23 protein-coding genes are annotated in these 21,907 nt (G+C 66.2%); 13 read left to right on the forward strand and 10 right to left on the reverse strand.

Translation table 11 applies throughout. The features are described 5' to 3' along the window. The first annotated feature begins 16 nt into the window (after positions 1 to 16). From N511_RS0111005 to N511_RS0111035, 7 genes are read left to right on the forward strand one after another with little or no spacing between them, the layout of a single operon-like run. Positions 17 to 1,003, forward strand: a complete 987-nt coding sequence (locus N511_RS0111005; protein WP_037026608.1) for a 3-oxoacyl-[acyl-carrier-protein] synthase III C-terminal domain-containing protein — start codon at positions 17 to 19, stop codon at positions 1,001 to 1,003. Then, positions 1,000 to 2,013, forward strand: a complete 1,014-nt coding sequence (locus tag N511_RS0111010) for an NAD-dependent epimerase/dehydratase family protein (protein ID WP_027679336.1) — start codon at positions 1,000 to 1,002, stop codon at positions 2,011 to 2,013. Before N511_RS0111005 ends, N511_RS0111010 begins: the two co-directional genes overlap by 4 nt. Next, positions 1,991 to 2,797, forward strand: coding sequence for an MBL fold metallo-hydrolase (locus N511_RS0111015; RefSeq protein ID WP_027679337.1), 807 nt, complete (start codon positions 1,991 to 1,993; stop codon positions 2,795 to 2,797). The genes N511_RS0111010 and N511_RS0111015 overlap by 23 nt, the downstream gene beginning before the upstream one ends. Next, on the forward strand, positions 2,794 to 4,104 hold the full coding sequence (locus N511_RS0111020) for a F390 synthetase-related protein (protein ID WP_027679338.1): 1,311 nt from the start codon (positions 2,794 to 2,796) through the stop codon (positions 4,102 to 4,104). Before N511_RS0111015 ends, N511_RS0111020 begins: the two co-directional genes overlap by 4 nt. After that, positions 4,101 to 4,724, forward strand: a complete 624-nt coding sequence (locus N511_RS0111025; RefSeq protein ID WP_027679339.1) for a phosphatase PAP2 family protein — start codon at positions 4,101 to 4,103, stop codon at positions 4,722 to 4,724. The genes N511_RS0111020 and N511_RS0111025 overlap by 4 nt, the downstream gene beginning before the upstream one ends. Next, complete coding sequence (locus N511_RS0111030) at positions 4,721 to 5,854, forward strand: sterol desaturase family protein (RefSeq protein ID WP_027679340.1); 1,134 nt, start codon at positions 4,721 to 4,723, stop codon at positions 5,852 to 5,854. Before N511_RS0111025 ends, N511_RS0111030 begins: the two co-directional genes overlap by 4 nt. Further along, positions 5,838 to 6,929 carry an acyl-CoA desaturase gene (locus N511_RS0111035; protein ID WP_027679341.1) on the forward strand — a complete coding sequence of 364 codons (1,092 nt, stop codon included), beginning with the start codon at positions 5,838 to 5,840 and terminating at the stop codon, positions 6,927 to 6,929. Before N511_RS0111030 ends, N511_RS0111035 begins: the two co-directional genes overlap by 17 nt. 22 nt (positions 6,930 to 6,951) lie before the next feature. Here N511_RS0111035 and N511_RS0111040 read toward each other — a convergent pair whose 3' ends face one another. Further along, entirely contained in the window at positions 6,952 to 7,734 is a 783-nt protein-coding gene (locus tag N511_RS0111040; protein ID WP_027679342.1) for an alpha/beta fold hydrolase, read from the reverse strand. A 58-nt stretch (positions 7,735 to 7,792) separates the two neighbouring features. After that, positions 7,793 to 8,044, reverse strand: coding sequence for a hypothetical protein (locus N511_RS0111045; protein ID WP_027679343.1), 252 nt, complete (start codon positions 8,042 to 8,044; stop codon positions 7,793 to 7,795). Positions 8,045 to 8,370: 326 nt separating this feature from the next. On the opposite strand from N511_RS0111045, the gene N511_RS0111050 reads away from it, so the two are divergent. Then, positions 8,371 to 8,769 carry a cupin domain-containing protein gene (locus N511_RS0111050; RefSeq protein WP_027679344.1) on the forward strand — a complete coding sequence of 133 codons (399 nt, stop codon included), beginning with the start codon at positions 8,371 to 8,373 and terminating at the stop codon, positions 8,767 to 8,769. A gap of 35 nt (positions 8,770 to 8,804) precedes the next feature. Continuing rightward, on the forward strand, positions 8,805 to 9,851 hold the full coding sequence (locus N511_RS0111055) for an alpha/beta fold hydrolase (protein WP_027679345.1): 1,047 nt from the start codon (positions 8,805 to 8,807) through the stop codon (positions 9,849 to 9,851). A gap of 27 nt (positions 9,852 to 9,878) precedes the next feature. Here the strand turns inward: N511_RS0111055 and N511_RS24115 are convergent, their stop codons facing one another. The 4 genes from N511_RS24115 to N511_RS0111075 form a co-directional block, all read right to left on the reverse strand. Next, positions 9,879 to 10,832, reverse strand: a complete 954-nt coding sequence (locus N511_RS24115; RefSeq protein WP_051530904.1) for an AEC family transporter — start codon at positions 10,830 to 10,832, stop codon at positions 9,879 to 9,881. Positions 10,833 to 10,978: 146 nt separating this feature from the next. Then, the gene (locus tag N511_RS0111065; RefSeq protein WP_027679346.1) at positions 10,979 to 11,863 is read right to left on the reverse strand and encodes a LysR family transcriptional regulator; all 885 of its coding nucleotides are present in this window, start codon (positions 11,861 to 11,863) and stop codon (positions 10,979 to 10,981) included. A gap of 162 nt (positions 11,864 to 12,025) precedes the next feature. Then, positions 12,026 to 13,243 carry an acyl-CoA dehydrogenase family protein gene (locus tag N511_RS0111070; RefSeq protein WP_027679347.1) on the reverse strand — a complete coding sequence of 406 codons (1,218 nt, stop codon included), beginning with the start codon at positions 13,241 to 13,243 and terminating at the stop codon, positions 12,026 to 12,028. Positions 13,244 to 13,265: 22 nt separating this feature from the next. After that, positions 13,266 to 14,612 carry an LLM class flavin-dependent oxidoreductase gene (locus N511_RS0111075; protein ID WP_027679348.1) on the reverse strand — a complete coding sequence of 449 codons (1,347 nt, stop codon included), beginning with the start codon at positions 14,610 to 14,612 and terminating at the stop codon, positions 13,266 to 13,268. 195 nt (positions 14,613 to 14,807) lie between these two features. On the opposite strand from N511_RS0111075, the gene N511_RS0111080 reads away from it, so the two are divergent. Genes N511_RS0111080 through N511_RS0111090 form a run of 3 tightly spaced genes read left to right on the forward strand, consistent with a single transcriptional unit; the run spans position 14,808 to position 17,135 of the window. Then, positions 14,808 to 15,620, forward strand: a complete 813-nt coding sequence (locus N511_RS0111080; RefSeq protein WP_027679349.1) for a MetQ/NlpA family ABC transporter substrate-binding protein — start codon at positions 14,808 to 14,810, stop codon at positions 15,618 to 15,620. A gap of 11 nt (positions 15,621 to 15,631) precedes the next feature. Continuing rightward, the gene (locus tag N511_RS24120) at positions 15,632 to 16,498 is read left to right on the forward strand and encodes an ATP-binding cassette domain-containing protein (RefSeq protein ID WP_081785358.1); all 867 of its coding nucleotides are present in this window, start codon (positions 15,632 to 15,634) and stop codon (positions 16,496 to 16,498) included. After that, positions 16,491 to 17,135, forward strand: a complete 645-nt coding sequence (locus N511_RS0111090) for a methionine ABC transporter permease (protein ID WP_027679350.1) — start codon at positions 16,491 to 16,493, stop codon at positions 17,133 to 17,135. Before N511_RS24120 ends, N511_RS0111090 begins: the two co-directional genes overlap by 8 nt. 28 nt (positions 17,136 to 17,163) lie before the next feature. Here the strand turns inward: N511_RS0111090 and N511_RS24125 are convergent, their stop codons facing one another. Genes N511_RS24125 through N511_RS0111110 form a run of 4 tightly spaced genes read right to left on the reverse strand, consistent with a single transcriptional unit; the run spans position 17,164 to position 20,905 of the window. Further along, complete coding sequence (locus tag N511_RS24125) at positions 17,164 to 18,114, reverse strand: transporter substrate-binding domain-containing protein (RefSeq protein WP_155954043.1); 951 nt, start codon at positions 18,112 to 18,114, stop codon at positions 17,164 to 17,166. 19 nt (positions 18,115 to 18,133) lie between these two features. Then, positions 18,134 to 18,922, reverse strand: coding sequence for an ABC transporter permease (locus tag N511_RS0111100; RefSeq protein ID WP_027679351.1), 789 nt, complete (start codon positions 18,920 to 18,922; stop codon positions 18,134 to 18,136). Next, positions 18,919 to 19,833 (reverse strand): ABC transporter ATP-binding protein, encoded by a 915-nt coding sequence (locus tag N511_RS0111105; protein ID WP_027679352.1) that lies wholly within the window; start codon positions 19,831 to 19,833, stop codon positions 18,919 to 18,921. The genes N511_RS0111100 and N511_RS0111105 overlap by 4 nt, the downstream gene beginning before the upstream one ends. A 22-nt stretch (positions 19,834 to 19,855) precedes the next feature. Continuing rightward, positions 19,856 to 20,905: an ABC transporter substrate-binding protein gene (locus tag N511_RS0111110; protein ID WP_027679353.1), complete on the reverse strand. Its 1,050-nt coding sequence runs from the start codon at positions 20,903 to 20,905 to the stop codon at positions 19,856 to 19,858. Positions 20,906 to 21,133: 228 nt separating this feature from the next. Between N511_RS0111110 and N511_RS0111115 the strand changes: the two genes are divergently transcribed. Next, entirely contained in the window at positions 21,134 to 21,856 is a 723-nt protein-coding gene (locus N511_RS0111115; protein ID WP_027679354.1) for a GntR family transcriptional regulator, read from the forward strand. The last annotated feature ends 51 nt before the right edge of the window (positions 21,857 to 21,907 follow it).

A 21,907-nucleotide genomic window follows, 5' to 3' on the forward strand; every position in this document is an offset into this window, starting at 1 on the left:
GTGCGTGCCCGCATCTATGCTGCCGATTCATCTGCTTTCCACCGGCAAGGCGCTGCCGGAGCAACAAGTCACGTCCGCTGAACTGGATGCCCGCCTCGGCCATCGGGCTGGGTACGTGCGCAAGAAGTCCGGCATCGACGTCCGCCACCATGCCACGCTGGCCGAGCACCAGTCGGAACTCGCCGGCGCTGCCGTGCGCGATGCACTGCGCCGCGCCGATGTTCCGGCTGCGTCCATCGACCTCCTGATCTCCGCCTCGGGCGTGCAGGAACAGGCGCTGCCCAACACGGCCGCGCACATCCTGGAGCCCGCCGGGCTGCCGGCCGGCACGCCTGCGTTTGACGTCAACGCGAGTTGTCTGAGCTTCGTGACGGCGCTGCATGTGGCGGGCAGCCTCCTGACCACGGGTGCGTACAGGCGCATTGCCGTGGTGGCGTCCGACCTCGCCTCGCGCGGCATCGACTGGGACGACGCCGAGACCGCATTGATTTTCGGCGACGGCGCAGCAGCCGTCATCGTTGAGGCAGCACCGTCGCAATCCGGCGCGGGCATCCACGCCTACCGCATGGAGACCTACCCCGCCGGCAAAACCTATTGCGAAATCCGCGCGGGCGGCACGCGCCGCAACCCGCGCACCGGTGCGCAACCGACCGATTACCTGTTCCACATGGACGGCAAGCGCGTATTCAAGCTCGCCTCGCAACTGATGGACGGTTTCCTCGATCGGCTGTTCGCGGGCAGCCAATACACGCTGCGCGACATGCATGTCGTCGTACCGCACCAGGCGAGCCACCTTGGCATGCAGCATCTGCGCAAACGGCTGGGTGTGCCGGAAGCCAGCGTGGTCGATATCTACGCGCAGCACGGCAACCAGGTGGCCGCGTCGATTCCCACCGCGCTGCATGAAGCGGTGACGACCCGACGCATGGAGCCCGGCAAGCCGGTTCTGCTGGTCGGCACGGCGGCGGGCCTGACGCTCGGCGGCATGGTGCTGACGCTATGACAACGCTGGTGACGGGCGCCACCGGTGGGCTCGGCCGCAATGCGGTCGATGCACTGCTGGCACACGGCGCCGGCGTACGCGCGACGGGGCGTGATGCCGCGCAGCGCGAGGCCTTTATCGCACGCGGTGCGGACTATGTACCGGCCGACCTCGCACGCCTGACGCCGGCCACGCTCGATGCGCTGCTCGATGGAGTCGACACGGTGTGGCATTGCGCCGCGCTGTCATCGCCCTGGGGCGCGTATGAAGACTTCTACGCGGCCAATGTGCGCGCCACGGCGGCGCTCGCCGAAGCTGCCGTCAAACGTGGCATCCGCCGCTTCGTGCATATCTCCACGCCGTCGATCTATTTCGACTACCAGCATCACGCCGATCTGCCCGAGAGCTATCGCCCTGCGCGCTTCGCCAATCATTACGCGGCGACGAAGATGCTGGCCGAGGCGGCCATCCAGCAGCAGGTCGCCACGCAGCACCGCACGCACTTCGTCATCCTGCGGCCGCGCGGGCTGTTCGGCCCGCATGATCGCGTGGTCCTGCCGCGCATCCTGCACTTGCTGGAGCTGCGTGGCGGCGTGCTGCCCCTGCCCCGTGGCGGCGCGGCGCGCATGGACCTGACCTATCTGGAAAACGTTGTGCACGCCATGCAGTGCGCCACCTCGGCGGACGTGCCTTCCGGCGCCGCCTACAACATCACCAACCACGCGCCTGCCACGCTGCGCGATCTGCTCGATCAACTGCTGGGGCAACAGCTCGGCCTGCGTTATCGCATCCGCGCGGTGCCGTATCCGGCCATGGCATTGGCCGCACGCGTCATGGAAGCCGGCAGCGCCGTCACGCACCGCGAGCCGCTGCTCACGCGCTACAGCGCCGCGGCCCTCCACTACGACATGACGCTCGCCAACGACCGCGCGCGCATCGAACTCGGCTACGTGCCGCCCATCGACATGGCCGAAGGCATCCGCCGCACGGCTCACTGGTTACGTGAACATGGCAACGTTGTCCGTTTTTGAAGCCGGCTATTGCACGCATACGGCATGCGTGGCGCTGCGCGGCGCGGGACTGCGCACCTGCGCGTTTCCTGCACGCGCCTGGCTGATCGAAGCCGCCGGGCGGCGCTGGCTGTGGGACACGGGCTACGCCTCGCATTTCCATGACCACACGCGCAGTGGCCTGTTTGCGATCTATCGCAAGGTCACGCCCGTGTATTTCGACACGTCGGAATCCATGGCGGCGCAGCTTGCGCAACAGGGCGTGCGCCCGGCTGATCTGGATGGATTGATCGTCTCGCATTTCCACGGCGACCACGTTGCCGGCCTGCGCGACTTTCCAGGCGTGCCGGTCATCTGCTCCGGCGAAGGATGGATGCACCTGCGCGCGCTGCGTGGTGTTTCCGCGTTGCGGCGCGCTTTTGTGCCCGGACTGATTCCCGAAGATTTTGAAACGCGCACACGCTTTGTCGAACAGTTCGAGCAAGTCGCGCTGCCCTCGGAGCTGGCGCCGTTCGCATCCGCCTGGGCCTTGCCCAACAGCAACGGCGACGTGCTGCTCGTGCCGCTGCCCGGCCACGCCGCCGGGCACCTTGGCGCGTTCGTGCGCACGCAGGAAGGCTGGGTGCTGCTGGCCGCCGACGCCGCCTGGTCGCCGCTGAGCTATCGGGAGCTGCGTGGGCCGTCGGTACTGGCGTATTCGATCATGGAGGACCGCCATGCCTACTTCGACACGCTGCGCAAGCTGCACGCGCTCGATGCGGGCGGCCACGTGCGCATCCTGCTCACACACGAGGGGGCGTTGTGACAGCGTTGCACCGCCTGCTGTGGTCGTACTGGCAAACGCGCCGGCTGCGGCTGCCTGATCGCGCCGCGCTGGAAGCGCACCAGCAGCGGCAGATCTCGCGCTTCACGCAACGCGTGCTGACTCGCAGCCCGTATTTCCGCCCGTTCGCATCGAAGCCGATGCACGAATGGCCGTTGATGGACAAGGCCACGATGATGGCCAATTTCGACGCCATGAACACCGCCGGCCTGCGCCTGAACGACGTGCTGGCCTGCGCGCAACAGGCCGAGCAGTCACGCGATTTCCGGCCGACGGTCGGTGCGTATTCAGTGGGCTTGTCGTCAGGCACCTCCGGCGGACGCGGCGTATTCGTCGTGAGCCCGACCGAGCGTGCGCAGTGGGCCGGCATTCTGCTCGCCAAGCTGCTGCCGCGCGGGCTGTTGCACGGCGAGCGCGTCGCGCTGTTCCTGCGCGCCAACAGCAATCTGTACACGGCCGTGCGCAACCCGTGGCTGACGTTCTCGTTCTTTGATCTGTTTGCGCCGTTCGAGTCGCACCGCGCGCCGCTGGAAGCATTGCAGCCGACCATCATCGTGGGGCCGGCGCAGGTGCTGCGTGCGCTTGCCATGGAGAAGCTTGCCGGCCGGCTCGACATCGCGCCCGTGCAGGTACTGTCCGGCGCGGAGGTGCTGGAGCCAATGGACCGCGCACTACTTGCACAGGCCTTTGGCAACGTCGGCGAGGTCTATCAGGCCACCGAAGGCTTTCTGGGCGCGACCTGCCCGCACGGCACGCTGCACCTGAACGAAGCGCACGTGCACATCGAGCCGCAATGGCTGGACGCGCGCCGCTTCGTCCCCGTCATTACCGATTTCACACGCCGCACGCAGCCCATCGTGCGCTACCGGCTCGATGACATCCTCATCCGCCGCGACCCGGCGCTGGGCGCCTGCCCCTGCGGCAACCCGGCGATGGCCATCGAGCGTATCGAAGGCCGCTGCGACGATACGCTGGTCCTGCCCGCGCTGGGCGGCGGCACCGTCACGCTGTTTGCCGACGTGTGTTCGCGGGCGCTGGCACAGGCGCTGCCGCTGCACGCGGATTACCGCCTGGTGCAGACCGATGCGAACACGCTCGCGTTGTCCATTCACCCGGCCGACGCCGACATTGCGCGCGCGTGCCGGGCGCACCTGGCCGATGTCTTCGCCTGCCAGGGCGTCGATGCATCGCGCGTGACGTGGCACGCCACACCCGAGCGCATCGCCACCGATTTCACCACCAAGCGCCGCCGCATCGTCCGGCTCGCGGCGCCAGGAGCGGCACGATGAGCCCGCTTGCCACGCGCCTGCGCCATATGGCCTTGGGCTGGTGTTCGGTGGGCCTCGTCTATGGTCTCTGCGGAGCGCTGCAAGGCGTTGGCACGGTCGTGCCGGAAACCGCACTGGACCGCGCCATTCCGTTTAGCACGTCGGGCATCTGGCTGTACGTGTCGTTCTTCGTGCTGATTCCGCTGGCGTATCTGCGGGCCGACGTGTCGCGCCTGCCTTGGCTGGAACGCGCCATGCAGATGAGTGCGCTCGTGAGCGGTGCGGTGTTCATGCTGTGGCCGACCACGCTGCACTACCCGCCGCTGGCGGATGCATCGTTGCCCGGCAGCGTGCAGCGCATGCTGATCGCCATGGATTCGAGCCAGAACTGCCTGCCCTCTCTGCATGGGGCGCTGACGCTGCTCTCGGTGTGGGCGCTCGCGGATTCGCGCAAGCCGATGCGCACGGCGCTCGCGGCCGCCTGGGGGCTCGGCATCCTGTACGCCACGATCCAGACGCGCCGGCACGTCGCACTTGACCTGTCGGCAGGCGTGGCCGTGGGCGTGCTGTGCGGCGCGGCTGTCCGTCTATGGTTGGCGCGGCGCGCGTCAACGCTCTCCATCGAACCGGTGTCCACATGAATGCTTTTGCCCTGCCGCTTGCATTGATGCTCGGCTGCGTGCTGCTGGAACTGGCAGCGCTCAAATGGTGGCGCGGCCAGCCGCTGCCGTGGCGCGACGTCATCCTCAACCTCAACTCCGGCCACGTGCTGATGTGGCTGTGCCGCGGCGTGGAAGTCGCGGGCTTCACGTGGCTATATAGCCATGCCAGCCTGCATTGGGCGGATGGCTGGCACCCGGTTGCGGGTTGGGCCTTCACGTTTGTCGCTTGGGATCTCGGCTTCTACTGGCTGCACCGCATGCACCACAAGCTGGGCTTTCTGTGGGCGATCCACGCCGTGCATCACGAGGGCGAGCATTTCAACCTGTCGCTAGGCGTGCGCAACGCGTGGCTGTCGTCGCTGACATCGCTGCCGTTCTTCGTGCCGCTGGCGCTGTTGGGCGTCACGCCGGAGATGTTCGTAGCGGTGTCGGGTCTGCATTACTCGGTGCAGTTCTACAACCACTGCGGACTGGTGGGCCGCTCGGGCGTGCTTGACCGCATCATGGTCACGCCCGCCAACCACCGCGTGCATCACGGCTGCAACCCGGAATACATCGACCGCAACTTCGGCGGCACGCTGCTCGTGTGGGACAAGCTGTTCGGCACCTATCAACGCGCGCTGGCCGACGTGCCGATCCGCTACGGCGTACACAAGCCCACCCACAGCGACAACCCGTTCTGGGCCAACGTCGTGCCGGCATTGCAATGGCTGGGGCTGCGCACGCCGCATTTGCAACGCGATACGCGCGCCACGCCCGCCGGCTGGATCGCCACCGGCGGTGTGCTGCTGTTTGGCGTGGTGATCGACTACGTGCGCACCGATGGCCTGTGGCCCGGGCACTACTGGCAAGCGGTCTGGTTCGTGCTCATCCTGCTCCTCACGCTGGCGCTGGGCGGCCTGTCGGATGGGCGCGGCTGGGGGCGCTGGCTTTGGCCGCTGCTGGCGCTTGCGTTGCCCATGTTGATGATCGGCATATGCGGCGCGGGCGATGCATTGTCCGACACGTTGGCGGTTGCGCTTGGGTTGCATGGTCTTGCTTGCGGACTGTGGCACGCGCTGCGGACCGAATCGCCGCTCTCTTCTTCGCCGCATGCCGAATCTCGCTAAGCTCCGCTACGCTTCACCGCGCGCCTCGTCGCTGGCCGAAGATTTGCGCCGTGCCGCGCACGACCATCTGCAGGCGCACGGCGACCATCGCTTTGCCGATGTGCAGTTCATTGCCAAGGGCGCCTTCCTCGTTGTGGTATCCGCGCTGCTGTATGGCGTCATGGTCACGGCCACGCACGCGACGGCTTTCGTGCTCGCCTACATGGCCTTTCCGTTCATCGCGATGCTGCTGGCCATGAACGTGCTGCACGACGGCGCGCATCGGGCGCTCTCCCCCTGGGCATGGCTGGATGGCCTCATGACGCGTGTGACCGCCATCCCGCTCGGCATCGAACCGGCCTACTGGACGGTGCGCCACGTGCACTATCACCACGCGCATGCCAACGTGGAGCACTACGATCTGGACACCGCCGCAAACCGCTTCCTGCGGCAAACGCCCTTTCAGCCGTGGTATCCGCAGTTTCGCTATCAGCATCGCTACTGGCCGCTGATTGCCGCCCTCTCGCTGCCGTACATCAACTGGATCTACGACTGGTCGGATCGCCTTGGCCTCACGCCGCTGGCGGCAGACCGCGTGTTGCCCGGCCTGCGCGGCTGGGCGACGTTCCTGTCTGCGAAGGCGTTGCACTTGCTCATTGCGGTGGCGGTGCCGGCCTGGGTGGCACATCGGTTCGGCCTCGGCTGGGGCTGGGTGGCATTCGGCTACTTCGCGGGGCAGATGCTGGCGTCATGTGTGCTGGTCGCGTTGATCCTGGGCACGCACTGGGCAGACGTGACGTTCTATCTGCCGCCCGAATCGGGCCAGCTGCCGCACACGTGGCACGAACATGCATTCCACACCGCGTGCGACTGGCAACCGCAACCGGCGTGGATCGGCTACTGGCTCGGGGGCCTGAACTGGCACCTCACGCATCACCTCTTCCCGACGTATAGCCACCGCCACTATCCGGCGCTGGCCGCACGTGTAGCAGAGGTGGCGCGCGCCCATGGACTTGACTACCGCGCGCTCACCTACCGCGAGTTGCTGACCGCGCAGCAGACCTTTCTGCGCGCCATGGGCCAACGCCCGAACTGACGCGCAGGCAACACGCGCGGCCTCAGTTGCGCGCTTCGACCGCGTGCACCGCGTCCAGAATCACCTTTGCCACATCCTGCGGCCGCGACTGCTGCGGCACGTGGCTCGTCGGCAGTGTCGTCACCTTGGCGCCAATCTTCCTGGCCATGGCGCGTTCCAGATCCGGCTGGATCATGCGGTCGTGCGCGCTGACGATGAACCACGACGGCTTGCTTTGCCATGCCGCCACCGTGGTGCGCTCGCCAAATGCCGTGGCCTTGATGGGACCTTGCGTCGCGGCCATCACGCGTGCCTGGGCGGCTGGCACATCCTGCGCAAAGTCGCTCGCCAGCGCCGCAGCGGGCAGTGACAGATAGCCGTTGGCGTCCGCGACAAGCTTGCCGATGCCCGGCGCGGGCGCATAGTCCTTGCCCACCTCTTCCGTCGACTGGCCGGCGTCCGGCGCAAACGCCGCCACATACACGAGGCCGGCAACCTTGCTGTCCGCGCCGGCTTCGGTGATGACCGTGCCACCCCATGAGTGCCCCACCAGCACGACCTTGCCCGGCTGGTTGCCGATGGCGCGGCGCGTGGCGGCCACGTCGTCGGCCAGCGAGTTCAGACCGTTCTGCACCGCCTGCACCTTCACGCCCTTGGCCTGCAGCAGCGGGATCACCTTGGCCCAGTCGGACCCATCGGCAAAGGCGCCGTGCACGATCACGACGGAAGGTTGATCGGCGTCGGCCGTCGTGGCGGCCAACAGGGGCGCACTGGCGGCCATGCCGAGTGCCAGCACTGCGATGGAAACGGCTTTGCGGTTGAACATGTCGCGTCCTTGTTGTCTGTTCGGTTCTCAGTGGGATGGGGTTGCGCGTGCCGCCGCGTCAGGCGTGCGCACCGTCGTAGTACGGGTTCGCGCTGCGGGCACCGTCGGTGTAGATGTCGGTGGAGCGCGCACCGTCCGTATAGACGTCGGACGAACGCGCGCCCTCGGTGTAGGCGTCCACGGCGCTCTGCACGGCGCGGGCGCCTTCGGTGTACGGGTCGCGAGCGCCGACGGATGAAGCCGCTTGCGCACCGGCAGCGGCCACAGCGAGGGCAACAACAGCAAGAGTCTTGGCGAGATTGCGGGTCATGATCGTTTTCCTTTTGAACGGTTGGGTTGGGAGTGCGGCCCGCCGGTGCCTTGCTTGGCATCAGACCGGCGTCGTGGCCACGGAATGCATTTAAGGCGCCTGACGTATCCGCCACGTAGCGACGTGCTGCCCGTTTTGTCTGGACGTGTACCGGAGCACCCACCGGATACAAACGCATACAAAAACCCCTCCCATCGATCCCATTGCTACAAAGCAATACAAATCGGCGGCATCGTGAAACCGACCGGATACATCGCGGGCGCCCAATGCTGGAAACGAGGTGAGCAAGAACCGCCTCGTCACCACCGTTGACCACTGGAGCCGTCATGCAACCGAATCGATTGACCACCACCTTGCTCGTACTCGCAGGCGCGCTGGGTTCGCACAACGCATTTGCGCAAGCCGCCGGCGTGCATCGGACCGACCTCGTCCATCACGACCTGAGCACGCCCGGCCGCGAAACCCTCCAAGTGCGCGTGGATTTTGACGAGCGTGCGTTTGCCCCCGCGCATGTCCACCCCGGCGAGGAAATCGCCCACGTCCTGCAGGGCACGATCGAATACCGGCTGGAGGGCCAACCGCCCGTGACGCTGAAGACCGGCGATTCGCTGTTCATTCCGGCCGGCGTTGCGCACTCGGCAAGAAACGTCGGCAGCGGGCAGGCCTCGGAACTGGCGACGTATGTCGTGAAGTCCGGTGAGCCGCTGGTCACGCTCGTTCACTAACCCGCTGTCCCCTCCCCCACAAAGAGAGAACCCCCATGTCGAACCCCGTCAACCTTCGCCGTCGCCGCCTCTTGGGCACCACCATCGCCAGCATTGGTGTGCTGGATCTCGGGCTGGCCGAACTCGTGCAGGCGCAACCGGCACCGTCCTCCAGCGCAAGCACGCTGCTGAGCGGGCAGGCCAACCCGTTCGGCGCGCTGCAACAGATCGATGCCGGCGTGCTCAACATCGGCTATGCAGACCTGGGCCCCAAGAACGGCCCCGTGATGATCCTGCTGCACGGCTGGCCGTATGACATCTACAGCTATGCAGAGGTGGCACCGGCGCTGGCGGCGGCGGGCTATCGCGTGCTGGTGCCGTACCTGCGCGGCTATGGCACGACGCGCATCCGCTCGGCAGACACGCCGCGCAACGGGCAGCAGGCTGCGCTGGCCGCCGACATCATCGCGTTCATGGACGCGCTGAAGATCAAGCAGGCGCACTTTGGCGGATACGACTGGGGCGCGCGCACGGCAGACATCATCGCCGCGCTGTGGCCGGAACGCTGCAAGACGCTGGTGTCTGTGAGCGGCTACCTGATCGGCAGCCAGGAGGCGAACCGCAAGCCGCTGCCGCCGGCCGCGGAATTTGCGTGGTGGTACCAGTTCTATTTCGCGACGGAACGCGGCGCGCAGGGCTACGCCGCCAACTGCAAGGAATTCAACCGGCTGATCTGGAAGCTCGCTTCGCCCACGTGGAAGTTTGACGACGCCACGTACGACCGCAGCGCCACCGCGTTCGACAACCCCGACCACGTCGACGTCGTCATCCACAACTACCGCTGGCGCCTCGGGCTGGCGCAGGGTGAAGCAAAGTACGACGCGCTGGAACAACGCCTGGCCGCGGGCCCGGCCATCACCGTGCCGACCATCACCATGGAAGGCGACGCCAACGGCGCACCGCACCCCGAGCCGTCGGCTTACGCGAAGAAGTTCACGGGCAAGTACCAGCACCGCAACATCGGTGGCGGCATCGGGCACAACCTGCCCCAGGAAGCACCGAAGGCGTTCGTGCAAGCCATGCTGGATGTGGTGAAGCTGTAGCGCATCGGGGCGACCGGCGCATGCGGCTCACAGCGCCGAGAGCAACCCTTGGGGCAATCCGCGTGTGAGCGCCAGCAGCGTCATCACGGCCGGCATGGCCGCCGCGGCCATCACCGTCTGCGCGGCGGTGATGCCGGCCATGAGCGGCGCATCACCGCCCAGCTGGCGCGCCATGATGTACGACGAAGAGGCGGTGGGCAGCGCCTGGAACAGCAGCGCCACGATCAATGCGGCATCGGTCAAGCCCAGCGCGTGGCCAAGAGCCAGCGTCAGCACGGGCATGGCCAGGAACTTGATGATCGACGACACGATCACCGGCTGCGCCCACGACCTCACACCGCTGAAGTTGAGCGCGGCCCCCACACACAACAGCCCCAGCGGCATCGATGCCAGACCGAGCGCGCGCACCGCCGGCTCGATGGCCGCAGGCGTCTGCAGCCCCAGCAGCTGCATGGCAATCCCGAGCGAGCAGGCGACCACCGGCGGGTTCGTCACGATCTGACGCACCAGCGCGCGGCCGGTGAGCCGCACCGACCCATAGCGCGCAAAAACGAGCACGCACAGCAGATTGACGGTCGGCACGATCGCTGCGTTGCATACGGCCGCCAGCGCAATCCCCTTGGCGCCGAAGAGGCCCGTGGCGAGCGACACGCCGACGTAGTTGTTGAACCGCACGGCCCCTTGGAACACCGAGGTGAAGGCCGCCCCGTCCACCTGCATCCACGGCCGGGCCAGCATCAGCGCGACGGCCACCAGCAATGTCGCGCCCATCAACGTCAGCACCAGCGGCAGCACGGGCAAGGCCTGCATGTGCGCCGTGGCCAGCCCATGCATGAAGAGCGACGGCAACAGGACGTAGTAGCAGAGCCGCTCAGCCTGCGGCCAGAAGGTTTCAGCGATGAAAGCGGAGCGCTTGAGCCAATGGCCGAGCGCCACCAGAAGGGCAACGGGCGCGAGCGCGAGCAGGATGGCAGCGGTCATGGCCGTGCTCCTGCACAGCGGTGTGCCCGCACTGCGGACGAGAGGCAGGGAAACTTCCGGAACAGCATGCGGGTGCTCTGCAAAAACGGGAACACCACCAAGCTATCACGCGGTCGCAGCAGCAATAATTGTTATTTATCTGGCAATCAATGAGAAATTCTCATTGCAGAAGCGACGACGGCGTCAGCCAACGCCTGCGTAAAGCGCTGCGCCGCCCGCGATTGGTGTTCAAGCAGAACCACCGCGCGATGCAATTGCGGTTGCCCGAATGCCAGTCGTGCGATGGGCGGCAATTGCGTCAACTCGGAGTCGGAAAGCGCCACCACGGCGGCCCCCAATCCGCTGGCCACCATCCGCACGATCGTGTCCTTGTTGTCCAGCACCATCTCTTCACGCACCCGCACGCCCAAGCGCCGCAGCTCAGAAGCGATCATGCGGCCAGCCCAGGCCTGCGCATCGAAGCGGATGAACGGCAGTTCGGTCAGCAGCGCACGCGCATCGTGATCGGCATATTGGGCGGGCGCAAGCAGCCAGAAGCGGTCTTCATACAGCGTTGTCCAGACAAGCTCGGCCGGATGCGGCCGCACTGGGTGCGACGTGATCGCGGCATCCAGCTCACCATCGGCCACGCGTTGCGCAAGCTCGGCCGACATGCCGGCGGCCACGTGCACGCGCAGGCCTGGATGCGCCGTCCGCAGAGCCAGCAACGCATTGGGCAGCGGCCCCGACAGCGCGGTCTGGATGGCGCCGATGCGCAACCGCCCGACCAGCGCCTTCTCATCGCTCAGTGCATCGGGAATGCGGTCATACAGGGCGAGGATCTGTTCGGCCTGGGCGAGCACGATGCGGCCGGCTTCTGTCAGCGCGGGCTCGCGGCGCGAGCGGTCGAACAGGCGGACGTTGAACTCCTCCTCCAGCGATTTCACCTGCAGGCTGACAGCCGACTGCGTGAGCCCGATGGCCTCGCCGGCACGCGCAAACGTGCGGTGGCGGGCGATGGCGACGAGCGTTCTCAAGGCGCGGAGAGACATGGCAGAGGCAAATTCGGGTCCGGTACAGAAGCGCATCGTACCTCCCGCCGCATGCCGCGGCGCCTGCGCCCTGCCGGCCCGCATCCGTTCACGCCACGCGCTGGGCCGCAGCGCTGGCCGCCATGGCTGGTCGGCGCAGTTGGGGCAGCACCGGCTCAATGCTCAGAAAACGCGGCCTTCCTTCAGGTGCTGCGTTTGGCCATTCAGGTGGTAATCCCCCACCACCCGCGCCTTGTGCAGCAACGGGTTGTGGCTGAAGATCGTCCGCAGGTTGCGCCAGTGACGGTCAAAGTTGTGCACGCGCGCCGTCATGGATGCACCGCCCGCTTCAAAGAGCTGCTGCGCGGCATGCAGCGCCAGCTTGCCGACAACCAACTGCGTTTGCGCCGTGGCCAGCGCGCCTTCCAGCACCAGCGCGTCGGCGTTTTCCGCTTCATTGCGGATGGCGTCGGCGGATCGATCCAGCACGCGCGCGTTCTCGCGCACCAGGGCATCGATGGCATGGCTGTGTGCGGCAATGTCGCCCACCACCTGCTGGATGAAGTGGTCTTCCCGCGCGGACGGCGCCGGGCTGTGCAACACCGGCCGCCCATGGTTGACCACATACCGCCGCGCGTCGGCCGCCACATTGCGCACAATGCCTGCCGCCACGGCCACCAGATGCAACTGGCGCAGTGCACCGGTATGGCGTCCCACCAGCGAGCTGCTGACGCGCGAGGCCACCTCGTCTGCGCGCACCTGCACGTGCTCGAACACGATGCTGCCGCTGGCCGTCATGCGCTGGCCCATCCCGTCCCAGTCGTCGATCACCTTCACGCCCTCGCGCGTGACCGGAATGATGATCTGCACGTTTCCGCCTGCGTCATCGTTGACATTGAAGCGGCCGTAATCGGCGAACGCCGTGCCGGTGGTGTAGTACTTGCGGCCGCTGAGGCGGTAGTCGGCGCCGTCGCGCTGGAGGGTCGTGGTCACCTCCCCCGGGCGCGACGTGCCGCGCTCGGTTGAACCGCCGCCAAAGAGGGCGCCCTCCAGCAGCCGATCCAACTGCGTCCGGTGAAACGCATCGAGCGGCGACAGACGGATGACCTCGGTCAGGTCGTAATGAATGCGCAGCGCATGCGCGACGTTCGATTCGTGAGCGGCCAGCGTGCTGATCGTCTCGAACAGGTCGACGAGCGAGCCGCCCAGACCGCCCCACTCCACGGGAATGCGCAGCAAACCCAGGCCCGACGCGCGAAAGTGCGCAAAAGCTTCGTACGGCAGCACGCGCCGCACTTCGCGTGCAGCGGCATCCGTCCCGATGCGCTGGGCCAGGGCGGGCAGCTCGGCAAGGGCTTCCTGCAGGCGGTCGGGGAGATGAAGATCGCGTGGCGTATTCATAAGATCAGCACGATAAAAGCGGCTATGCAGCCGCGCGATTGGTCGGGCGACCGACAGGCCGCGCGAGGCCGAAATGCTCGCGCAGCGTGTGTCCGGCGTATTCGGTTCGAAACAGCCCGCGTTGCTGCAGGATGGGCACCACGCCATCGACGAAGTCCTGCAGCCCGCCCGGCAAGGCGTCGGGCATGAGATTGAAGCCGTCGGCCGCGCCGTGGCGGAACCAGTGTTCGATGTCGTCGGCGATCTGCTCGGGCGTGCCCACCAGCACGCGGTGCCCGCCACCGCCGGCCAGTTCGCGAATCAGTTCGCGTACGGTCAATTGCTGACTGCGCGCCAATGCCAGTGTGGCGTTGAAAAACGTGTGATTGCCATTGCCGTTGTTGGGCAACGGCAAATCGTCCGGCAGGCGTGCGTCGAGTTGCAGGCGCTCGACCGGCACACCGAGCGTGCCGGCCAGCCGCGTGAGGCTGTAATCCCATGGGATCAGGTCGACCAATGCATCGCGCCGCGCGCGGGCCTGCGCCTGCGTGGCCCCGATGATGGTGGTCAAACCGGGCAACACACGAATCGCCTCCGGCCCTCGCCCCAAAGCCTGCGCGCGTGCCTTGAGTCCGCGCGCATAAGCCAGCGCTTCTTCAAAGCCTTGCGATGCGGAGAACACGGCCTCCGCGTGGCGCGCAGCCAGCTCGCGGCCATCGGCCGAACCGCCCGCCTGCACCAGCACCGGATAGCCCTGCGGAGAACGCGGCAGGTTCAAGGGGCCCTGCACACGAAAGAACTCGCCACGATGGGCAATGGGATGCACCTTCCGCACATCGACAAAGCTGCCGCCGACCTTGTCGCCAACAAAGGCATCGTCTTCCCAACTGTTCCAGAGATCCTTGACGACGCTCGTGAATTCATCGGCGCGGGCATAGCGCTCGGTGTGGTCGGGCACGGTGTCCCGGCCGAAATTGCGTGCCGACGGCAGATCGGCGGTGGTGACCACGTTCCAGCCCGCGCGGCCGCCGCTCACATGGTCGAGCGTGGCAAAGCGCCGGGCGATGTTGAAAGGCTCGTTGTAGCTGGTCGACGCCGTGCCGATCAGGCCGATGTGCGTGGTGGCCGCTGCGATGCTGGCCAGCAGCACGGTAGGTTCCAGCGCGGTAATCGGCCTGAAGTGGATCTGATCGACGATGGCGGCGTTGTCTGCCAGGAACACGGCATCGAACTTGGCCGCCTCGGCAATCCGCGCCACCTTCACGTAGTGCTGCACGTCGGCAAAGGCGTACGGATCGCTCTCGGCCAGTCTCCAGGCCGACGGTACAAAGCCGGAGTGCAGGATGTTGACGTTCAGGTGCAATTGACGCGGTACCTGCGTGTCGCTCACGGGAAACCTCGGCGCTTGGACAAGCGCTCACCATACCGGCCATGCCGTGTCGCTCCAACGAAGCAATCGTTGCTTCGATATGCGGATTCACGGCGGTGAACATGCTGCGAATTTGCTACTTCGGTTTTGTTCGTGGACCAGCACTGCACGCCGCTTCTAGACTGGGCCACGTCTTCACAACACACGAGCCGCCCCATGAAACGACGCCCTTTCTTTTACGCCCTCCTGGCCGCTGCGACTGCCCTGACGCTGGGCGCCGGCTCCGTGCTGGCGGCAGACAAACCGATCAAGGTCGGTGTGCGCGGCGGTGTTGATGAAGAAATCTGGGAGGTCGTCACCCGCGTGGCGGAAAAGCAGGGGCTGAAGGTCCAGCCCATCGTCATCACCGGCACCGCAAGCCCCAACGAGGCGCTCAACAACGGTGATCTCGACGCCAATGCGTTCCAGCACATTCCTTTCCTGCGCGACCAGATCAAGCAACGCAGCTACAAGCTGGTGACGGTAGGCAACACGCTCATCTCGCCCATCGCCTTCTACTCGCGCAAATACAAATCGCTCGAAGCCCTGCCGGTGGGCGCCCGCATCGGCCTGCCCAACGACCCGAGCAACCAGACGCGTGCGCTCGTCATCCTGCGCGATCATGGCCTGATCAAACTGCGCGACGGCTTCGATCCCTTTACCGGCACGGCCACGCTGGCCGACGTGACGGCCAACCCGAAGAAGCTCGAGTGGGTGGAGAGTGCATCGGTGGTGCTTTCGCGCTCGCTGCCCGACGTCGACACGGCGGCCATCGTCAACACCTTTGCCTACCAGGCCGGATTGATTGCCACGCGTGACGGCATCGCGGTGGAGAAGAAGGAACGCAATCCGTACGTCAACGTGATCGTGGTCCGGGAACAAGACAAGAGCGCGCCGTGGGTGGCGCCGCTGGTGAAGGCGTATCAGTCTGAAGAAGTGCGCCAGTTCATCCTGAGCAAATACCAGGGCTCGGTCATCCCGGCGTTCTGAGGCAGCCGATCATGCCCCCGCTCGCGCCGCACCTCACTGCATTGCCGAACACGGCAGCCCCGGTCATGCCGCACATTGCGTTCGAACGCATCAGCAAGACCTACCCCGGCGCCAGCACGCTCGCGCTCGACAGCATTTCGTTCACTATCGCGCGCGGCGAGGTGTTCGGCATCATCGGCCGCAGCGGTGCGGGGAAATCCACGCTGCTGCGCACGGTCAACATGCTGGAACGCCCCGACGCGGGCACGATCCGCATCGACGACATCGATGTCGGCCGCCTTGACGAAGACGGCCTGGTCGCGCTCCGCCGGCGCGTCGGCATGATCTTCCAGCATTTCAACCTGTTGTCGGCCAAGACCGTTTTCGAGAACGTTGCGCTGCCGCTTCGTGTGGCGGGTGTGCCGCGCGAAGCCATCGGGCCGCGTGTTACAGAGCTGCTCGATCTGGTCGGCCTGTCCGAAAAGGCCGGCGTGTATCCGGCGAAGCTCTCCGGTGGGCAAAAGCAGCGCGTCGGCATTGCCCGCGCGCTGGTGCATCGCCCGGAGATCCTGTTGTGCGACGAAGCGACGTCTGCGCTGGACCCTGAAACCACCGAACAGATTCTCCTGCTGCTTGGCGACATCAACCGGCGCCTGGGGCTGACCGTCGTGCTGGTCACGCATGACATGGCGGTGATCCGCGACGCCTGCGATCGCGTCCTGGTGCTCGATCAAGGCCGCATTGCCGAGCACGGCACGGTCGATCAGGTGTTCGCCGATCCGCATGCAGATGCCACGCTGGCACTGCTGCGTCCGCTGCGCCAACGCTCTGGCATGACGTCCACCAAACCTGTTGCCCTCTTGGCCGATCCGCCGGGTCGCGCTTACGCCCATGCTTGAAAAATACCTGCGCGCGTTCGGCGAAACGCTCTTGATGGTCAGCAGCGCATGCCTGGTGGTATTCGTCGTCGGCCTGGCGTTGGCCATCGTGCTCACCACGTCGGCGCCGGGCGGCTTGCGGTCCCGGCCGCGCCTGCACCGCGTGCTGTCGGTACTGGTCAATACGTTCCGCTCGATCCCTTTCATCATCCTGCTGGTGGCGATGCTGCCCGTCACCCGGCTCATTGTCGGCACGACCATGGGCACGTGGGCGGCCGTGGTGCCGTTGAGCGCCCATCTGATTCCGTTCTTTGCGCGTGTATCGCAGGTGGGCCTGAATGAGGTCGATCGCGGCCTGGTGGAGGCCGCGCGCGCCATGGGCTGCCGCCGCTGGCACATCGTGCGGCACGTGCTGCTGCCCGAGGCGTTGCCCGCGCTCATCGGCGGCGCCACCGTGACGGTCATCGCCATGATCGGCGCTTCCGCCATGGCAGGTGCGGTGGGCGCCGGCGGGCTGGGCGATCTCGCTATCCGCTACGGTTACGAGCGTTACGAAACCGCCGTCATGTTCAACGTCATCGCCATCCTCATCGTGCTGGTGACGGCCGTGCAGCTGGGCGGCGAGCGGCTGGCGCGCCAGTTCGATCACCGCGGCTGACGGCGCCCACCGAGGCCCGCCGATACCGTCAGTTGTGGCAGACCAGCCCATCCTGCAACTGGCTCACCTCGAAGGCAATGTCGCCGGCGCGCTGTGTGCGGGCGAGGGCCAGCGCACCGCCGGTCTTCCAGACGCGCACTGCACGGTCCACATAGCCGGCAGACACGGCATCGCGGGTGCGCAGGGCGATCTGCGCCGCAGTGTTGTCCGGGGCGATGTCGTCTTCCAGCGTGCGGTAGAAGCGCCATTCCGGCAATTGCACCAGCCGCGCCAGCGCTTGCGCATCGTCTGCCAACGCCTGGCACTCGCCCGAAAGGAATCCCCAAATGGCACGGACCGCCGACGGATATTGCCGGGGGATGGCGCCATCACGCGCAGCCAATCCGCTGGCATACGGGCTGCCCTGTGCAACACAGACCGTACGTGCGCGCAGATCGGCGGCGAAGCGATACGGAGCCTTGCGCAGCACCACCAGCGCGCCCTGCCCGCCGGTGTACGCCGTGGGCACGGGCTGCCACGCAGCAGGCGCCGGTTGGCTGCCGGCGACGATCAGGTCGACATGCGTGTCGTGAGGCATTAGGCCGTCTGCCGGCAGGTTGACCAGCCGCAATTGCAATTGCAGGTGCTGCGCCAGCGTGGCTGCGAATTCGGCATCAAAGTGATCGGGCTCCATCGGTGCGGTCACCCCGGGCGGGGCCGGCCGCGCATAGGCGCGCACCGCGACGACCAGCTCACCATTGCGTTGCGCATCGCGCAGCACCGGGCCCAGCGGCAATGCGGCCCAGTCCGGCTCCGCTTGACGCTGTGCCAGCCAGGCCTGCATCGGCAAGGGCAAGCGCTCGGGCCAATGCGGAACGTGGGACATCAGTGCCGGCGCACCGAACCAGGCCAGCGCGCCTGCCGCTGCAATGCCCAGCGCAGCCAACCAGGGCCTGCGCAGGCGCCGTGCCTGCGCAATCGGCGCGGTCAGGATTGGCACGCGCCATGTGGGCGCACGCTCAGGCATTGAGCGTCAGGCCCTTGCGCCAGCGGGTCAGGCGCCGCTCGATCGATGCCAGGATGGTGTTCAGCACCAGCCCCAGCACGGCCAGCAGAAGAATGCCCGCATACATCGTCGGGATCTGGAACACCTCCTGCGAATTCAGCGTCAGGAAGCCCAGCCCGGAATGCGCACCGATCATCTCCGCTGCCACCAACGCCGTCACGCAATACGTGCCGGCCAGGCGGATGCCGGTGAAGATCGACGGCGTGGCCGCCGGCAACACCACCTTGCGGAACACGAACAGGTTCGACGCGCCCATGGAGCGCGCCGAGTGGATCAGCAACTTGTCGACCTGCCGCACCCCGCCGATCGTGCTCAGCAGCACCGGCCAAAACGAGGCCCAGAAGATGATGGCCACCTTGGACAGCTCGCCGATCCCCAGAAAGAGGATGAACACCGGAAACAGCGCAAATGCGGAGGTCTGCCGAAACAGCTGGAGGATGGGATCGACAATCGCGTCGAAGCGCGTGAACCAGCCCATCAGCAAGCCCAGCGTCACACCCAGCGCGATGGCCAGCAGCAAGCCCCACAAGGAACGCTGCAGACTCGCGGCCACGTGCTTGAGCAGCGCCCCGCTATGCGCGAGTTGCCAGATCGCCTCGGCCACCTGCGACGGCGGGCTCAGGTAGGCATCGCTCACGATGCCCAGGCGCGGCACCAGTTCCCATAGCAGCAAAAATCCTACGATGCCGGCCAACCCCCATGCGTGATCGCCAAGACGGACGGTCAACTTGCGCGTGCTCATCGTGCAGCCTCCGCAACGGCAATCTGGCCGCGGACGTCGTGCTCTGCGGCGTGCAGCACGGCTTCACCTTCCGCGCGCTCCCGCGGATCGGCAGTGGCGCCAAGCGGCCGGGGCGCGGCGCCCGGGTTGGCAAACTGCACTTCGTCCTTGAGGATGTCCCACGCCTGCTGGCGCAGCGCGACGAACGCCTCTGAATTGCGCAATTCCGGCAGGCGCGGGCGCGGCAACGGCACCTCCAGGATCTGCTTGACGGTGCCGGGCCGGCGCGTCATCACGGCGATGCGGTCCGACAGAAAAATGGCCTCATCCAGGCTGTGCGTGATGAAGACGATGGTCTTGCGGTACTGCTCCCAGATGCGCAGCAGTTCGCCCTGCAAGATCTCGCGCGTTTGCGCGTCGAGCGCGGCAAACGGTTCGTCCATCAGCAGCACATCAGGCTTGTAGGCCAGCGAGCGCGCGATCGCCACACGCTGCTTCATGCCGCCCGAAATCTCGTGCGGATAGCGGGCACCCGCGCCCGTCAGGCCCACCAGCTCCAGATGCTCCTGCGCGATGCGGCGGCGTTCCGCCTTGGGCACGCCACGAATCTCCAGACCGACTTCGATGTTCTCCAGCACCGTGCGCCACGGAAACAGCGCGTAGCCCTGGAACACCACGCCTTGCTGCGGGTTGATGCCCGTGAGGGGCTGGCCGTCGATACGGATACTCCCGCCGGTGCGGTCGGTGAGCCCCGCCAGGATGCTGAGAAACGTCGACTTGCCGCACCCGGACGGCCCCAACACCGAAAGGAACTCGCCGTCGCGAATGTCCAGGTCGAAGTCTCGCAAAACGGCCACGTCTTCCCGTTGCCCTGCATCGTTGCGTACGCTGTAATCCATGCGCACACCGCGCGCCACGATCTTGCTGCTCATCGTCGTGTCCTCGTCGTGCCCTTCAAGCCTTGACGTACGGGTTGAACTCGTTGGTGTAGATATCGCGCGCGGCCACCTTGCCCTTCGCAAGCTTGCCCTCGCGTTCGAGCACGTCGATGTAGTACTGAATGGGCGGCTCGGTGATCACCAGATCGTCCACATACGCATAGCGATCGACAAACTGCAGATCGAGCTTGATGCGCTGCGAGACCAGCTTGCGCGCATCCTCCGGGTTGGCGTTGACCCAGTTGCCCGCCTTGGCCAGCGCCGTCACCACGTCGCGCACTGCTTCGGGCTGTTCCCGGATGAACTTGCCGTGCGCGCTGTACGGCGCCATGCCGCCCAGGCCGCCGTCGAGGTCGTAGTCGCTCCACAGGCGCACGAGGTTCTGCGCATGATCGGCGCGGCCCGAGAATGGCGCATGGATGATCGCCAGATCGGTGTTGCCTGTGGCCAGTGTCTGCTCGGCCTGGTCATCGGGAATCACCACGAAATTGATCTTGTTGACGTCCACGCCCTTCTGCCGCAGGAACGTCTTGGTCACAAACTCGGCGCACGCGCCGAAACTGTTGAAACCGACCGTCTTGCCTTCCAGGTCTTTCGGCTGGCGAATCCCGGAATCCTTGCGCACGAAATACTTCATGTGGGGCGCTTCTTCCAGCGTCTTGCCGCCGGCGGCCACCACCTTGATATCGGCGCCGCTGGCATAGGCCGAGATGACCAGGGGCACCATGCGCGAGCCGAAGTCGATCTCGCCCGTACCGACCAGCGGAATGATCTGCGGCGCCGCCACCTTGCCGATGTAGTTCGGCCGCGTGTTGGTGCCGTCGAAGTAGCCGAGCTGGTCGGCCAGGTAGATCAGGTCGAAGGCCGGGTTGTCCGGATATTTGAAACTCACCTTGTCGCCGGCTTTCTTGATGACGGCCGGGCCACTGCCCGCCTTGGCGTTCTGCTGACCATCGCTGCGCGAACAGGCTGTCAGGCCCAGCCCGGCGCTGCCCAACGCGGCAAGCGTTGCAAGGTGTTTCAACGCCCGGCGGCGCGACGTGAGAGAGAAGGCATTGGATGACATCAGGCGTTCCGCAAAGGTGGAGTGTCTGCAAGCGCCCACAGCATGGGCGGAGCCTAGTATTGGATAGGCCATCCCGCACGACAACGAAGCTTTTCGCGCATCCATATCGGTTGCGCGCTGCGCCCCACATCCCGGCCCAGGCCACGGGTTTTCCTCTAATGCCGGCGGCCCTCAAGCTCCCTACAATGACGAGTCATATAGATGAATAGTTGACCACTTTTGATACCCATGCCCGCCGATCTCCGCCTGCCCCGCTATCAGCAATTGCGCGACGATCTGGCCGCGCAGATCGCCCAGCAGCACTGGCGCCCGGGCGACGCCATCCCCACGGAGGCCGAGCTGGCCAAGACGTACAACGTGGCGGTCGGCACGGTCCGCAAAGCGGTCGATGTCTTGGTGGCCGAAGGCCTGCTCGAACGCTTCCAGGGCCGGGGCACCTTCGTGCGGCGCGCCAGCTTTGCCAGCTCCTTGTTCCGGTTCTTCCGCTTCCAGAGTGAAAGCGGCGAGCGGCGCATTCCTGAGAGCCGCATCCTCAAGCGCGATGTGCTGGATGCGCCGTCTGCCCCCGCTGCGGGCCTGCAGATTGAAACGGGCGCCCCCGTCATTCGCCTGACCCGACTGCGTCTGCTGGATGGCGCCCCCATGCTGGCCGAAGAAATCTGGTTGCCGTACGACCGCTTTGCGCCGCTCGCCACGTTGGAACTTGAGGCGTTTGGCGACCTGCTGTATCCGCTGTACGAATCGCACTGCGGGCAGATCATTGCCAGCGCTGAGGAAACGCTCACCGCCGAAGCCGTCAACGCAACGTATGCGCGGCTGTTGCGCATCCAGGCCGGCGATCCGGTGATGGTCATCGAACGCGTTGCGCGCGGCTACGACCGGGTGCCGCTTGAATGGCGGCGCTCCCGCGGCGCGGCGGCGCACTTCCGCTACCACGTGGATATCCGGTAGCGCCGCATACGCTGCAACCCAATCCGACAAAAACACACACAGGAGACAACC

Source organism: Ralstonia sp. UNC404CL21Col (assembly GCF_000620465.1).
GTDB lineage: Bacteria > Pseudomonadota > Gammaproteobacteria > Burkholderiales > Burkholderiaceae > Ralstonia > Ralstonia flatus.

What these genes read in the sequence shown, in the direction of transcription:
- N511_RS0111005 (WP_037026608.1), top strand. Translation starts at nt 17, where the DNA reads ATGCTGCCGATTCATCTGCTTTCCACCGGCAAGGCGCTGCCGGAGCAA.
- N511_RS0111010 (WP_027679336.1), top strand. Translation starts at nt 1,000, where the DNA reads ATGACAACGCTGGTGACGGGCGCCACCGGTGGGCTCGGCCGCAATGCG.
- N511_RS0111015 (WP_027679337.1), top strand. Translation starts at nt 1,991, where the DNA reads ATGGCAACGTTGTCCGTTTTTGAAGCCGGCTATTGCACGCATACGGCA.
- N511_RS0111025 (WP_027679339.1), top strand. Translation starts at nt 4,101, where the DNA reads ATGAGCCCGCTTGCCACGCGCCTGCGCCATATGGCCTTGGGCTGGTGT.
- N511_RS0111030 (WP_027679340.1), top strand. Translation starts at nt 4,721, where the DNA reads ATGAATGCTTTTGCCCTGCCGCTTGCATTGATGCTCGGCTGCGTGCTG.
- N511_RS0111035 (WP_027679341.1), top strand. Translation starts at nt 5,838, where the DNA reads ATGCCGAATCTCGCTAAGCTCCGCTACGCTTCACCGCGCGCCTCGTCG.
- N511_RS0111040 (WP_027679342.1), bottom strand. Translation starts at nt 7,734, where the DNA reads ATGTTCAACCGCAAAGCCGTTTCCATCGCAGTGCTGGCACTCGGCATG.
- N511_RS0111045 (WP_027679343.1), bottom strand. Translation starts at nt 8,044, where the DNA reads ATGACCCGCAATCTCGCCAAGACTCTTGCTGTTGTTGCCCTCGCTGTG.
- N511_RS0111050 (WP_027679344.1), top strand. Translation starts at nt 8,371, where the DNA reads ATGCAACCGAATCGATTGACCACCACCTTGCTCGTACTCGCAGGCGCG.
- N511_RS0111055 (WP_027679345.1), top strand. Translation starts at nt 8,805, where the DNA reads ATGTCGAACCCCGTCAACCTTCGCCGTCGCCGCCTCTTGGGCACCACC.
- N511_RS24115 (WP_051530904.1), bottom strand. Translation starts at nt 10,832, where the DNA reads ATGACCGCTGCCATCCTGCTCGCGCTCGCGCCCGTTGCCCTTCTGGTG.
- N511_RS0111065 (WP_027679346.1), bottom strand. Translation starts at nt 11,863, where the DNA reads ATGTCTCTCCGCGCCTTGAGAACGCTCGTCGCCATCGCCCGCCACCGC.
- N511_RS0111070 (WP_027679347.1), bottom strand. Translation starts at nt 13,243, where the DNA reads ATGAATACGCCACGCGATCTTCATCTCCCCGACCGCCTGCAGGAAGCC.
- N511_RS0111080 (WP_027679349.1), top strand. Translation starts at nt 14,808, where the DNA reads ATGAAACGACGCCCTTTCTTTTACGCCCTCCTGGCCGCTGCGACTGCC.
- N511_RS24120 (WP_081785358.1), top strand. Translation starts at nt 15,632, where the DNA reads ATGCCCCCGCTCGCGCCGCACCTCACTGCATTGCCGAACACGGCAGCC.
- N511_RS0111090 (WP_027679350.1), top strand. Translation starts at nt 16,491, where the DNA reads ATGCTTGAAAAATACCTGCGCGCGTTCGGCGAAACGCTCTTGATGGTC.
- N511_RS0111100 (WP_027679351.1), bottom strand. Translation starts at nt 18,922, where the DNA reads ATGAGCACGCGCAAGTTGACCGTCCGTCTTGGCGATCACGCATGGGGG.
- N511_RS0111105 (WP_027679352.1), bottom strand. Translation starts at nt 19,833, where the DNA reads ATGAGCAGCAAGATCGTGGCGCGCGGTGTGCGCATGGATTACAGCGTA.
- N511_RS0111110 (WP_027679353.1), bottom strand. Translation starts at nt 20,905, where the DNA reads ATGTCATCCAATGCCTTCTCTCTCACGTCGCGCCGCCGGGCGTTGAAA.
- N511_RS0111115 (WP_027679354.1), top strand. Translation starts at nt 21,134, where the DNA reads ATGCCCGCCGATCTCCGCCTGCCCCGCTATCAGCAATTGCGCGACGAT.